This is a genomic window from Limnospira sp. PMC 289.06 (assembly GCF_032350395.1).
In the GTDB taxonomy this organism is placed as follows: Bacteria; Cyanobacteriota; Cyanobacteriia; order Cyanobacteriales; family Microcoleaceae; genus Limnospira; species Limnospira platensis.
Window position 1 is genome coordinate 1 of the sequence record NZ_JARPLC010000048.1, and the last position, 13307, is coordinate 13307.

The 13307-nt window shown below is 43.2% G+C and carries 10 protein-coding genes; 5 read left to right on the forward strand and 5 right to left on the reverse strand.

The window, feature by feature from the left end:
• Positions 1–225: 225 nt before the first annotated feature.
• A complete protein-coding gene (locus P5674_RS12030; protein WP_006617460.1) occupies positions 226–564 on the reverse strand; it encodes a hypothetical protein in 339 nt (112 codons plus the stop codon).
• Positions 565–1504: 940 nt separating this feature from the next.
• Here P5674_RS12030 and P5674_RS12035 point away from each other — a divergent pair.
• Complete coding sequence (locus P5674_RS12035; RefSeq protein WP_006617459.1) at positions 1505–1756, forward strand: hypothetical protein; 252 nt, start codon at positions 1505–1507, stop codon at positions 1754–1756.
• Positions 1757–1786: 30 nt separating this feature from the next.
• On the opposite strand, the gene P5674_RS12040 is transcribed toward P5674_RS12035, so the two are convergent.
• Positions 1787–2476, reverse strand: coding sequence for a GDSL-type esterase/lipase family protein (locus P5674_RS12040; RefSeq protein ID WP_006617458.1), 690 nt, complete (start codon positions 2474–2476; stop codon positions 1787–1789).
• Between the two features lie 466 nt (positions 2477–2942).
• On the opposite strand from P5674_RS12040, the gene P5674_RS12045 reads away from it, so the two are divergent.
• A complete protein-coding gene (locus P5674_RS12045; RefSeq protein WP_006617457.1) occupies positions 2943–3212 on the forward strand; it encodes a hypothetical protein in 270 nt (89 codons plus the stop codon).
• Positions 3213–3282: 70 nt separating this feature from the next.
• On the opposite strand, the gene phaC is transcribed toward P5674_RS12045, so the two are convergent.
• Together phaC and phaE are read right to left on the reverse strand one after the other, a co-directional pair.
• On the reverse strand, positions 3283–4377 hold the full coding sequence (gene phaC / locus P5674_RS12050; protein ID WP_006617456.1) for a class III poly(R)-hydroxyalkanoic acid synthase subunit PhaC: 1095 nt from the start codon (positions 4375–4377) through the stop codon (positions 3283–3285).
• A gap of 87 nt (positions 4378–4464) precedes the next feature.
• Positions 4465–5487: a class III poly(R)-hydroxyalkanoic acid synthase subunit PhaE gene (phaE, locus tag P5674_RS12055; protein WP_006617455.1), complete on the reverse strand. Its 1023-nt coding sequence runs from the start codon at positions 5485–5487 to the stop codon at positions 4465–4467.
• Positions 5488–5979: 492 nt separating this feature from the next.
• Between phaE and P5674_RS12060 the strand changes: the two genes are divergently transcribed.
• Both P5674_RS12060 and P5674_RS12065 read left to right on the forward strand, forming a co-directional pair.
• Positions 5980–8004 carry a patatin-like phospholipase family protein gene (locus tag P5674_RS12060; RefSeq protein WP_315670012.1) on the forward strand — a complete coding sequence of 675 codons (2025 nt, stop codon included), beginning with the start codon at positions 5980–5982 and terminating at the stop codon, positions 8002–8004.
• Between the two features lie 36 nt (positions 8005–8040).
• Positions 8041–9054 (forward strand): hypothetical protein, encoded by a 1014-nt coding sequence (locus tag P5674_RS12065; protein ID WP_315670013.1) that lies wholly within the window; start codon positions 8041–8043, stop codon positions 9052–9054.
• Between the two features lie 213 nt (positions 9055–9267).
• Here the strand turns inward: P5674_RS12065 and ftsH are convergent, their stop codons facing one another.
• Positions 9268–11178 (reverse strand): ATP-dependent zinc metalloprotease FtsH, encoded by a 1911-nt coding sequence (gene ftsH / locus P5674_RS12070; RefSeq protein ID WP_050856807.1) that lies wholly within the window; start codon positions 11176–11178, stop codon positions 9268–9270.
• A 247-nt stretch (positions 11179–11425) separates the two neighbouring features.
• Here ftsH and P5674_RS12075 point away from each other — a divergent pair, with 247 nt between their 5' ends.
• Positions 11426–12895 carry an alpha-amylase gene (locus tag P5674_RS12075; protein WP_006616192.1) on the forward strand — a complete coding sequence of 490 codons (1470 nt, stop codon included), beginning with the start codon at positions 11426–11428 and terminating at the stop codon, positions 12893–12895.
• Positions 12896–13307 lie beyond the last annotated feature (412 nt).

The following is a 13307-nucleotide window of genomic DNA, read 5'->3' on the forward strand; positions in this document are numbered from 1 at the left end:
CCAACCTACTGATGTTGGGTTTCACCCAACCTACATGGCTGGGGTTTTGGGAAGTGGTAGAAAATTAGGCGATCGCACTTTCCCCAAGTGGAGTAGGTTGGGTGGAGGTCACGAAACCCAACCCCACTATATCTAACTGCTGTTGGGTTTCACTGCGTTTCACCCAACCTACTGCTGTTGGGTTTCACCCAACCTACATGGCTAGATGGGCGATCGCACTTTCCCTCATAACTGACCGAGGGCATCTTTAAGTATCAATTTCAATTCCTTGGTAATTGGGAGCCAATCAATTTCACTGCACAACTTCGACGGACTTTCACCATTTTTGATCCGTTGCCAATAAACTTCCACTAGAAGCGTTTGTAAACCATATTTAGTCAATGCGTCCGATGCTAGTCCAATGATTCCTAATAATACAATTCCGCCCAGCATCCCACCAGGTCCTAGCATTGCTAAAGCGGCCGTTATGGCGGCGGCTCCGGTCAGTCCTGTAGTCGCCATTGCAATTAACAGAACCACTGCTGGTAAACCCACCCCTGCTAATTTTCTCACGATTTCATCCATTAGATGTAACTCCCAAATATTGTTGATTATTAATTGCTAAATCTATAGGCGATCGCTATAGTTAAAGTTACCCAATTTCTACCATTAATCAAAGACTTTCAGAATTAGATAACTTCGGCAATTACTAAAATAATCACCCTCAAAGTTAGGTTAAAGTACATTATCTCCCGCTTCTCCCATAGCTTCCGATTTAAGGGGTGCGCCGCCACAGGACTAGACCACAAAGGGGAAATCTGCCATTTTCCCTGGGATTAATACTCTCTGGGGGTTGCACAATCCTAATTCCACTGACAATGTGCCGAGACTAGCGCTATATTTTGGCGGTTGCGTCAATGAATTAGATAATCGCTGCTGAGTTAGTTAGCATGGAAATTTATACTCTGATTTAAGATTACATTTTTGACGACATTTTGCCATAAGTATTTTTACGGAAATTTCTGGGGTTGTTTGTGGGGTATGTTTCCGTAAATTTACTGAGAATAAACCCTGATTTTGATGGATTGGTAAAATGCTGAAATGGCTAAACCTGTGATGGTATAACTTTTTTTCCTAAAGTAAAGTGTTGCAGATTTAATAGAACTTTTTGATATCTACTTAATTCGACTGGGAATTGATAATGTCATGATATCTTGACAGTGTAGCTAGAGCTATGGTGGGGGTTGTGATGACAGACGGGGAAGGCTCGATCGCAATTGATGTCAGCCAAGGATCGGGTTTCAACACCTGAAATTGGTAGAATCAGGTATTCAATCTGGGATAATGCTGGTATAATTACTCAGCAGACGAAACAGAATTGACCTTTATAGATTTTGAGAGTAACGATCGCCACTACCTGGGACGGCGACTGGTGGGGTGGTGGTTGCTGAGACTGATCACAAGCAGTAGGTGCTTACCCGCTGCGAGTTGTGGTTATTTTGTTGTTTTCACGGTTGAGGGAATCATGAGCAAAAATTGGTTTGAAGACTATCAGCAACAATGGCTGGATACCTGGAAAAATAGTTTCGACAGTATCAAGGATCTATCTAATACTTCCGAGGCTATGACCAAGGCGTTAGATTTTCAACAAGAAACTGTCAATGGGACTCTGAAAATACAGCAGGAAGCCCTAGAAACGATCGCCACTGTTCAAAAACAGTGGTGGGATAGTTATTTTGATTGGGCTAAACAAATACCTCTGGTTACGAATAAATAACCAGAAGTTCGGGGAGTTGGGGGGTTGGGTTTAACCTAGGTTGGCGATGGGTTCCCAATTCTGTACGTCTTTCAGTAAACTTTGGTAGCCTTGAACATTGGGATGTAAACCGTCGGAACTCAGTTGCGATCGCACCCAATCTTCCCCCCGGGACAGCCATAGGTCAAATATATCTAAATAAGGGATATCCCGGACTTCACAGCCTCGCCGTGTGGCTTCTTTGTAGGCGTATTGGTCGGCGTGGTTGTAATACATACAGCCTAAAAAGGGCATTTTGCTTTCGTCAACGGGAGGCATTCCTACGAAAATGACTGGACAGAGGCTTTGGGCCCTTTCCAGAAGGGTGGCGACATGGATGCGAAATGCGTCAAAATCTGTGAGCGATCGGCCGTTGGGTCTTCCTAAGCGAGGGGTGTCATTGAGTCCTACTGATAAAATAATTAGGTCTGGTAGGCGGTTTCTTAATTCTCCCCGTTGCCGAAATTCCTGCTCGAGACGCTGGGTAACTTGGGCGACGGTGTTACCACGAATCCCTAGGTTGTAAAGCGCATGACCGGGTTTTTCTGGAGACATCCACTCGCGTCGCAATTGTTCTACCCAACCTCCGCCGACTGGATCTCCGAATCCATAAATTAGACTGTCCCCCAAAGCGATAATTCTTAGGGGGGTATGTTTGGTATGGGTGGGCGCAAACTTGGTTGTTGCAACTGCTTGTATCATGGGATGCTGCTCTCCTAAGTTGGCTGTGGTCTTTACCTGGATGGTAGGTTTTTAGCCATCTACTGTAACACAGCTTAACATAATAAAACTTAATAAAAAAGTTCTTAGTGAACTGATGTGCCTAAAATCCCTCAGCAGCGGTATCTCAAACTACAATTTATGTCTGGGGATAGATATTGTTGGCGATCGCTTCTAAAGATTAACATTGGGTTAATATTTTGTTAACTAAGACCGGACCTAATGGTTGCAGAGGAGGATTTTTGAGAATACCTGCCGTAAATTGATGGGAAAAATGAGATTTTGTTACAAATCTATAGATTAGCTAAAAAGCATCAATTTTGAGCAAATTATCTTATAATTTGAGGTAGTGTTTCTCAGGCTTTAGGAAACGACGAGCCGGGAATAGCTATAGAGTCAATCAGAGTCAGATTTGATTGGCGAAAAGTAATTTACTGGTTTATGCAATATGGATACTAAGCTTTTTGAAGATTACCAAAAGCAAATGGTAGACTTGCAGAAAAAATGGTTTGACGCTTGGACGGAGGGTTTCCCGGGTTGGAAGCCTCCCTCTGATTTATCAGAAGGTTTTGAACAGACCCTGAAATTGCAAGAGGACATGGTTAAATCTTATCTGGAAACACAAAAGCAGACCACCCAAATGATGCTGGATGCTCAAAAACAACTCTGGACAGAGTATTTTAATACTATGCGTAAAAGCGCCGAGAGCGTGAAGTAAGGCATCAAAAAAGGGAAAGGGGGTAGGTGAATTTTTGGTCAACCCCCCCCTAATGAGTTGTTAATCAAAGTTACTCTCGCACTTTTAACCAATCGACAATGGTTGGGGGTAAATCTCGCTGTACTTTACCACTGACATACATACCGATATGACCTACGGGGAAGGATTTGGCGGTGTAGTCTTCACTGCTGATGTATTCCTCTAGTGCGAGGGAAGAGGAAGGGGGGACTAGGTGATCTTTTTCGGCGTAGAGGTTGAGAACTGGCATGGTAATATTACTTAAATCTACCCGAGAATCACCAATCATTACTTCGCCTTTGATTAGTTTGTTTTCCTGATAAAAATCTTTCAGGAATTGGCGATAGGTTTCTCCGGCTTGGTCGGGACTATCAAAAATCCATTTTTCCATGCGGAGGAAGTTTAGGAGTTTGTCGCGACTTCCCATGATTTCGGGTAAATCGAGATATTTTTGATATCCTAATTGTAGGGGTTTTAACATCAAAAACTCGATGTTTAAATAGTCGCCGGGAATGTTACCTAAAGCCTCAACCATGAGGTCAATATCTACGGCTTCGGGTCCTAATGTGCAGCCTCCCCGCGCATTTAAGAGGGTATTTGGCATATCAAAGTTGACTGGCGCAACCATGGTGATTAGGTTTTGCACTTTTTCGGGATATAGGGAACTGTAGCAGAGGCTAAAGGTTCCTCCCTGACAAACTCCTAGGAGGTTGATTTTATCGAGTTCATAGTGATCGCGAAGAAAATCAACACAGTTATTAATATAACCGTTGATATAATCATCTAAGGTTAACCAGCGATCGCTACGGGTAGGATATCCCCAATCAATCAAATAGACATCTAATCCCAAACTGAGTAAATTAGCAACTAAGGAACGACCCTCTTGCAAATCTACCATAAAGGGACGATTGACTAAAGCATAGACAATTAGCAGAGGTACAGAAAGGGTTTTTTTGACTTTGGGTTCAAACCGATAAAGGGTGACTTTATCTTCCTGGTAAACTGCTTCTTTGGGTGTGACCCCAACGATAATTTCTTCCTCCCGTAAACTACTAAGGTTGTCCATACCATGAACAATTTTTTCGGTGAGGTCTGCATATTCCTCGGTTAAGTCTTCTAAACCCATTTGTAAGGCGAAAGGTAACATGGCTTGATGTCCTCCTAGCAAAGACATATTGAATTGGATCACGAATTGAATTAGGCTGTTGAGACAAATATTAGGTGTGGCTTTCTCTCAACTTACTTCTGGAATTGACTCTGGTTTGGGTGAAGATGCTGTAATGGTGGATATCTGTTTTTTGAGAGATTTAACCTCTTTGCGGAGTTGGTAAATGGTTTTGTGCATTTCGTCAATTTCGCTGCGGAGGGGGAGATTAAGCGATCGCATAGAAATCTCCATCAACTTTTGTTGTTCTAGTCGATAGGCGTTGAGGGAGTTAATAAACCTTCCCCGAATTTTGAGTTTATCTTCAGAACAGAAAGTTTCCTCAAATACGTCATCTATAGCCACACTCCATAACTGCTGAAACTGCCGCCAAGTTTCGACTTTTTCGCCTTTGCTAACTCCCTCCGCTAATTTTTCGATTAACTTTTCAAAAGCGCGGACTTGGATATCTGCTAACACTACCTGATAATCATTACTAGCGCGATAAAAATTTGTCCAAGCCTGAAAATGACTCATTAAGGTACTATTCAACTCGCGAGTAATACCAAACATGGGACTTTGTAGCAGGTTTCCTAGGCTGGGTTGATACAGTTGTTCCCAGTAGAGGTTATTTAACTCGATGAATGCTTCACTTTTACCCATCATGGCTTCAACCATGGGAACCATAGCCGCGCCGCTGTAGTTCATCCACATTTGGTTAAACTTCTGCATTTGTTCCATGTAGAGTTTCCCCATAGTGCTACCGCTTCCGGTCATCTTAGTGGGAACACTCATATATTGTTCCATTTGCTGGCGAATTTGCTGGGAGTAGTTTTCTAGGGTTTGTTCCCAATTCGTACCAGCTTCAACTTTGGGTAATATATCTTTCCAGGCTTCAAAGGAAAATTGTAGAAAACGCATCAATGAGGCCTGATTTTTTGCCATTTGTTCGGTTATTCCCCCAGAGTGGGACTGGCTATTTTTATCGGTTTCAGATACTCCTGACCCACTCATCAGATCAAACCAGTTTTTCCAGATGTCATTTCCGCTCTGAGTCCAGGTGTTAACCCATTGATTGGCCATTTCGTTCCACGGATTTGTTTCGTTTTCCATTGTCTATACCTCTTCGTGTGAAGCTGTAATTTGGTCTTCTCCTGTTCTGGCGTTCCCTCAAACATGAAACTGAGAACAAAAAAGCTACCCAGATTTTAGCTTCTTCTTTGGTAATTGTAAATCTAACTTGGCTTTTTATCCACAACAAAACTGATTAATTTTATCGGTCATTGGTTTGGGGAAATGTTAAAATTTTATAAAGGTTTTGTCAGGGGGTTGAGTCCTTGGGAGAAATTCTATAAAATAATAAGGTACAGCCTAAAAAAATTCACCTATAAAATTGGGAGGTTTACCCGTTTAGCATCAACTACATAGCGCGATACAAAGGATTCAAAAAATACTGGCGTTGGCGTTGAAACAACCGCAAACGTTAGCTTTGGTCTGTATTTTGGTGAAGTGATAATCATGAGAAAAGAGAGTTGATGTGACCGAAACCAATTAAAACTGGAGGTTGACTAAAGCATTATTCACCCATTACTAGGAAGCCCAAAAATGAGTAAGCGGAACAAAGGTAAAATTGCGATCGCCTGTCAAGGAGGAGGAAGCCATGCGGCATTTACGGCGGGAGTTTTAAAGAGATTTCTGCAAGGTGATGTGTGCGATCGCTATGAAATTGTAAGTTTAAGCGGCACATCTGGCGGCGGTTTATGCAGTCTACTAGCTTGGTATGGTTTAGTTAAAAATCAAGGGGAAACTGCTGGGGAAGTCTCTCAAAAATTAATTGATTTTTGGGAAGACAACTCAGCCAACCATCTTTGGGAACAATACCTAAATTATTTAACGGTTCAATCCTGTAGATTTTACGAGAAAGGGATTATTCCCAGCTATGTTTCTAATCCATACACCTGGGGAGGAGTTCAGGAATTTTGGCAATCTGTAACGCCTAGGCGAGAATATTTAGACCTGAAAAAACTGCTGGAAAAACACATTAAATTTTCGGAACTTCCTAGGCTGATTAAGGGTAGCAGTCCTCGATTATTTTTAGGTGCGGTTAATGTGATATCTGGGGAATCAAAAATATTTGACTCTCGCCAAAATGAAATGGAAATTGATGCCATTCTCGCGTCGGCGGCTATTCCCACCCTATTCAAAGCTGTGGAAATTGGCGATGCTGCTTATTGGGATGGTTTATTTGCCGAAAATCCGCCAATTTTATCCCTAGTGGATGAACAAATTATTCCCCCAGAACAATGGCCGGATGAATTATGGGTTATACAGGTGAACCCTCGCGCCTGTGACGGTATACCTAGGACTACGCCAGAGATTTTAGATCGGAGAAATCAACTATCAGGTAATCTTTCTCTGTATCAAAGTTTAGAGTTTATCGAAAAAACTAATCGCTGGTTACAAAAGGGGTTTTTAAATGGAGAGATGGCGGGAATTAGTCCGGTAAAAATTCGCCAGTTAGAAATTAAGCGATCGCATTTAGAAGGATTAGACTATGCCTCTAAATTTGACCGCCATCCTAGTTTGATTAACCACCTGATATCGGTAGGCTTTGAACAAGCTGATGCTTTCGTGGAACCCCTGTTAAACGCTAGGGATTTAGAGGATAAACTTACCCCAGAAAGTCAGGTTAATATAACTTCTGATATTGCCAAATATGACCCAGGGGTTTTATGGCAAATTGGCACATCTTCCAAACGGCTAAAGGTTTCTTCCCTGGGTGTGTGGACTCCCGAATATAACTATGATATCGGTAGTGATGCTGACCCGATTCAATCTCCGAGTTTACCGACAATTATAACTGCTCCTGATGCTGAAAAACCACCGGGAGTGGCATCAACAGATCGCCTGAATATTCACTTCCAACTCTCTAGGAATTATCAAGAAGGGGAACTAACTTTATTTTACCATCGCGATGGTTCAGGAGAGGATTGGTTATTCCTAGACGGTATCCTATTAATCCGCATTTGGGGTGCGGGAGAAAATCAGAAACGTCAAACTGAACTACGACTAGGAAGCCTTAGTCAAGGTGAACATACGATAACTTTAACGACTGCTAAAGGTAAGGGTAAGCATCGTATTTATGAGTTAAAATTGGTGGCGGGTGTCTCGGTATCAGAAACGGTCTGGGAAACTCCGGTATCTGGGGTTAAGAAAACTTCCCAGAAGACTGGAAACACTCAGGCTTTGGTGGCGGAACTTCCCGACAGTTTAGATGGTTTAAATTTTGCTGTCACTACTTCCGAGGATAGGTCGAAATTATGCCTAGAAGTGACCAATAGTTATCTGAATGCAGATGTTCTGGATTTCCGGGTAGTTGAAGCCGAGGTAATTAGTTCAGAAGGTGAAAGGCTCCAAGTTCTGGAAGAGGGAGAATTTCTCTCTTTGGGAAACTTACCCGTTAAGGATAGTGAACCGTCTAAGCTGACGGCAGAAATTCCCCTAGATTCTGGATATGAACCGGCTAAAATAGAGGGGGTTAAACTAGAATACTCGGGTCGAGTTTTGGTGAGTGGTCGAGGTCGCGATCGCTTAAAATTTGCGGTTAATAAGGGAGATAATCAACCGTAAAATCCTGGCAAAAAATAGCGGTAATAGGATGACAATATGAGTCAGAAAAATACAATCAATAAAGTGGACTTAGTAGTAATTATCGATACCAGTTCATCACTGCGCGATGATGCTGCTACTATCAGTAATGTGGCGGAAGAGGTGATCGAAAATGTCAGGGAAAGCTACCCCTGTGATTTGGAGATTACCTGGTTAGGAATAGAGGGAATTTGGCACGGAACTCCCTTTAGTCGTACCCTGCGTAATTATTTGATTAATTCTGGGATAAATGAGTCCGAATTGACTGGGTTAAAGGTTAGCCGTAGCAATGGAAGGAATGACCCAGCGAGGGGGGATGGTGCGGGAGCGATCGCCGATGCATGTAATCACTTTGACTGGCGTTTAGGCGCAAATAGGGCGATTTTTTATCTGGGAGAATTGGGGATTTCATTAGATAATGAATCACTAGATTTAGACCAGTGGGAAAAAGCGATCGCTGCGGCTAAGTCAGCATTAGTCAGAGTTCACAGTTATCGGAAATCTGCGGGAGATAATGTAGCCATCAGCGAACAAACGGGGGGATTATCATTTATTCATCCCCTAGATGATCAGGGTTGGTCGTCGGCTTTATTATCGGTGGTGGCGGCGAGTTTTACGCCAGAATCTTACCTGGGAATAGATAAATATTCTCCCTCTTTTGAGTTGATTTGTCCTCAGCCTAGCCTAGGTGAAAATCAGGTGGAAACTGTGGCGATCGCTGTTACCAATAAGTACAGTAACATCACCTTTCGGGATGTGACCGTGTTTCTGTCCGCCGTCACCATTGATGAACGGACTCCTGTACCTAATTTACCTGACGAAATTCCCCCGATTCTCTTACAGCCAAATACCCCAATTTATTTTGGCGATATCGACCCCTATAACCCAGATATTGAACCTGTCCCTACAGCTACAATCCGCCCCATTCAAATTGAGACCAGGGGCTCTATTAGTGGGGAGTTTTGGCTAAATATTGACTACAGTTATTCCGCTGAATTTTCAGTCAAAAAACAGGAAACGGTTTTAGTGTAAAATCAACCCAATTCTTGTCAAAAATCAGAAGAGAAGAATATGGCGATCGCTTGTCAAGGTGGCGGTAGTCATAGAGATTTGTTGGGGCGAAAAATGTGCCGCCCCGACAGGTGTTCCACAGCCAGCATAGATGAATGACTAAGGGCGGGTGGGGGAGGGGTTTAAACTCCCCCCTACCGCCTCCTAACAACTGTTTTGTAGTTGATATGTAGCTTATTTGGTGAGACTAATCGCCATTTGATTTTCAGGAAGAGGAGTATATTCCGACACCAGGCGGCGGAACTCATCCCCCTCAATGGTTTCCTTTTCCAGGAGAAGTCCTACCAACCGATCTAGCAAAACTCGGTGATCACGGATAAGGCGGCGAGCTTGCTCATAACAGCGAAAAGCGATCGCTCTAATTTGATGATCAATCTTAGTCGCCACTTCCTCAGAATACTCCGATTGACTAGGAAAGCCGCGCCCCAAGAATACCTGTTCTCCGGGACTTTCCAAAGCCACCAATCCCAAATCCGACATCCCGTAACGAGTCACCATTTCCCGCGCCAAATTACTGACCACCTGGATATCATTACTAGCGCCAATAGTCACCTCTGCTTCACCAAAAACCTCCTGTTCAGCAGCCCTTCCCCCCAAAGCAATAGTAATTTGATCAATCAACCAAGCGCGGGTATACAGACCACTATCAACCATATCCTCATTAAACATCTGTTGAGCGAAACCGCCAATTCCTCCAGAGCGGGGAATAATTGTCACCTTATTAAGAGGATCAGAATTTTTCAACAGAGTCATCAGCAAAGCGTGTCCCACCTCATGATAAGCAATCAGTCGCTTTTTCTTGCTGTCGAGAAGGGGAGTTAAAGCCAAACCAATAGTTATCCGGTCAATAGCATCATCAATTTCTAACAGAGTAATCGCTTCCTTGCGTCGTCTGGCCGTTAAAATCGCCGCTTCATTAAGCAAATTAGCCAGATCCGCCCCTGCTAATCCCGGTGTTCTGCGGGCGATCGCCTCTAGGGAAACATCATCAGCCAGCTTTTTATTGCGCGCATGAACCTGTAAAATCCCTAAACGGCCATTGTAACCAGGTAAATCAACAATCACCTGTCGGTCAAACCGTCCCGGACGCAATAGGGCTGCATCCAACACATCAGGGCGATTAGTGGCTGCAATCACAATAATACCCGGATTACCCTCAAATCCATCCATTTCCGTCAGTAATTGGTTAAGGGTCTGTTCCCGTTCATCATTACCGCCGCCAATTCCCGCCCCCCGTTGGCGACCCACAGCATCAATTTCATCAATAAAAATCAGACAGGGGGAATTATCCTTAGCCTTCTTAAAAAGATCCCGCACCCGGGATGCGCCTACCCCCACAAACATCTCGACAAATTCCGACCCAGAAATGCTAAAAAACGGAACTCCCGCCTCCCCCGCTACAGCCTTAGCTAACAGGGTCTTTCCCGTTCCAGGGGGTCCCACCAATAGCACTCCCCTAGGAATTTTCGCACCAATGGCGGTAAACTTTTCCGGGGATTTTAGGAATGTGACCACCTCTTGCAATTCTTCCTTAGCTTCTTCAATACCAGCCACATCATCAAACAGAATCCCGGTTTTCGCTTCCATTTGGAACCTAGCCTTAGATTTACCAAAATTCATAGCATTTCCCGAAGACTGGGAAGACCGCCGCAGAATCATCAGCAGAAAAGCTAAGACCGCCACAATCACCAAAACATTGACCACTAAACCCATAGCCGCGCTATTGTCGGCTGAAGGTCTCACCTCATAGTCTACCGGGTTTTCCCGCAGCGCCGCCATCAGTTCCGGGTTATGGTCAAATAGTGCCACAAACCTAATCTGTTGTCCGTTGGCTTCGTCTGTGAATGTGACTCTAGCAACTTGTCGTGATGGGTATTCTTGAATTCTGATGACCTGTCCCGCTTCGATTTTCTGCAACAAGTCTGTATAACTCATCGACCCAGAATCACGATTAGCCAAAGCTGGAGTCCCCAAAAGGATACTTTGGGAAATCACCCAACCCCCCAAAATCCGCCACAAATGCTTTTTGGACATGGCTGATGATTTAACTGGTTGTCCCAATCTGCTGATCCAGGAACTTTTCATATTCACATTTACCTTTGCTGTTGCCGTATCTTTTAATCTAACCATTACTGTATAGTTTAGCTTGAGATTATGTTAGCCGCCCCCACCTCAGCCATTATTAGGGGAAAGTCATCGGGTTGGACGTTCTTCTCTCCCCGGTGCTGACACCAGCCTAGAACTTGGCGCTTTGTCTGGTATTCTTATCGGTTTCGGAAAACCATCCTATAATTGAAATATATTTTTTGGGACTCAGACAGGAGAAATTTAGATGATTAATGGCGTAATCATGCAATACTTCCATTGGTACATCGATCCCGATTTGATTTTATGGAATCAACTTAAAGAAAACGCCCAAGAATTAGCCGATGCTGGTATTACCGCCCTCTGGCTTCCCCCAGCTTATAAAGGGAAGAAAGGTAAATATGATGTGGGCTATGGTGTTTATGATTTGTATGATCTAGGGGAGTTTGATCAACAGGGAACTGTCAGAACCAAATATGGCGATCGCCAACAGTATTTAGATGCCATTCATGCTGCCCAAAATGCTGGCATTCAAGTTTACGCTGATATTGTAGTTAATCATAGAATGGGAGGCGATGAAACTGAGGTGGTTAAAGCTACTCCTTTTGCTATGAATAATCGGATTCATCCAATTGGGGAAATGCGAGATATTAAAGCCTATACTCATTTTACTTTCCCTGGTCGTCAAGGCAAACATTCTGATTTTCAATGGCATTGGTGGCATTTTGATGCGGTTGATTATGATGACTTTACTAAAGATTCCTCAACCATTTATCTGTTTGAAGGTAAGGTTTTTGATGATTATGTGTCCTTGGAAAAGGGGAATTTTAACTATTTAATGGGTTGTGATCTCGATTTCCAAAATCGAGAAGTTAGAGACGAAATCACTAACTGGGCTAAATGGTATCTGGATACCACAGGAGTTAATGGTTTCCGCCTTGATGCGATTAAACATATTTCGGCTTGGTTTTTCCCACAATGGATAGAAACCCTAGAAAATCACGTCGGTAAAGACTTGTTTATGGTAGGTAAATATTGGTACAATGACCTTGATACTCTTCATTGGTATGTAGATACAGTTGGCGGTCGAATGTCTGTGTTTGATGTTCCCCTACACTATAAGTTTTATTATGCCAGTAAGTCGGGGGGTAACTTCGACATGAGAACTATTCTCGATCGCACTTTTATGCAGGAACGCCCCATTAATGCGGTCACCTTTGTAGAAAATCATGATTCTCAACCTTTACAATCCTTAGAAGCACCCGTTGAACCTTGGTTTAAACCGTTGGCTTATGCGATTATTCTGCTGCGACGAGAAGGTTATCCCTGTATTTTCTATGCTGACTATTATGGCGCAGAATACGAAGATTATGGCAGAGATGGTAACAGTTATAAAATTGTTTTACCCTCCCACCGTTGGATAATTGATAAGTTATTATATGCGCGACATAATTACTCCTACGGGGAACAATACGATTACTTCGACAACTACAATGTCATCGGTTGGACTCGTTTAGGTGATGAAGAACACCCCCAAGGTATAGCTGTGATTATGAGTGATAACATTCCTGGTCAAAAATGGATGGAAGTTGGTAAACCTAATGCTAAATTTATTGACCTGACAGAACACATCAAAGAACCTGTTTATACCAATGAATGGGGATGGGGTCACTTTTCCTGTGACGGGGGTTCTGTATCTGTTTGGGTACAGGAATAGGAATAACTGATTTCTGATGACTTAAATTAACTCGGAACCCGCCAGGATATTTGGTAGCCCCCAATATAGTCCTGGCAGATGCTATAATGTTAGTTAAAAGGTTTCCCACTCCATTGCTGCTACTGCTACAGGTGCTGGGGGGGAAGCTGGAACTGGTGAGGCTTGAACCGGATAATTTGTGAATTCCTGTTCCTTTTCTTGTAGTTGCGATCGCAATTGTTCCAACTCCTCTTGAGTCTGTTTGTATTTACTATGGGAGGACTCTAATACCTGCATGGTTTCCTGAAGTTGAGCGTGACACTTCTCTAAAAGTCCCTCCGTCTCCTCTTTTTGCGATCGCAATTGTTCCAATTCCTCTTGAGTCTGTTTGTATTTACTATGGGAGGACTCTAATACCTCCATAGTTTCCTGA

What these genes read in the sequence shown, in the direction of transcription:
- P5674_RS12030 (WP_006617460.1), bottom strand. Translation starts at nt 564, where the DNA reads ATGGATGAAATCGTGAGAAAATTAGCAGGGGTGGGTTTACCAGCAGTG.
- P5674_RS12035 (WP_006617459.1), top strand. Translation starts at nt 1,505, where the DNA reads ATGAGCAAAAATTGGTTTGAAGACTATCAGCAACAATGGCTGGATACC.
- P5674_RS12040 (WP_006617458.1), bottom strand. Translation starts at nt 2,476, where the DNA reads ATGATACAAGCAGTTGCAACAACCAAGTTTGCGCCCACCCATACCAAA.
- P5674_RS12045 (WP_006617457.1), top strand. Translation starts at nt 2,943, where the DNA reads ATGGATACTAAGCTTTTTGAAGATTACCAAAAGCAAATGGTAGACTTG.
- phaC (WP_006617456.1), bottom strand. Translation starts at nt 4,377, where the DNA reads ATGTTACCTTTCGCCTTACAAATGGGTTTAGAAGACTTAACCGAGGAA.
- phaE (WP_006617455.1), bottom strand. Translation starts at nt 5,487, where the DNA reads ATGGAAAACGAAACAAATCCGTGGAACGAAATGGCCAATCAATGGGTT.
- P5674_RS12060 (WP_315670012.1), top strand. Translation starts at nt 5,980, where the DNA reads ATGAGTAAGCGGAACAAAGGTAAAATTGCGATCGCCTGTCAAGGAGGA.
- P5674_RS12065 (WP_315670013.1), top strand. Translation starts at nt 8,041, where the DNA reads ATGAGTCAGAAAAATACAATCAATAAAGTGGACTTAGTAGTAATTATC.
- ftsH (WP_050856807.1), bottom strand. Translation starts at nt 11,178, where the DNA reads ATGAAAAGTTCCTGGATCAGCAGATTGGGACAACCAGTTAAATCATCA.
- P5674_RS12075 (WP_006616192.1), top strand. Translation starts at nt 11,426, where the DNA reads ATGATTAATGGCGTAATCATGCAATACTTCCATTGGTACATCGATCCC.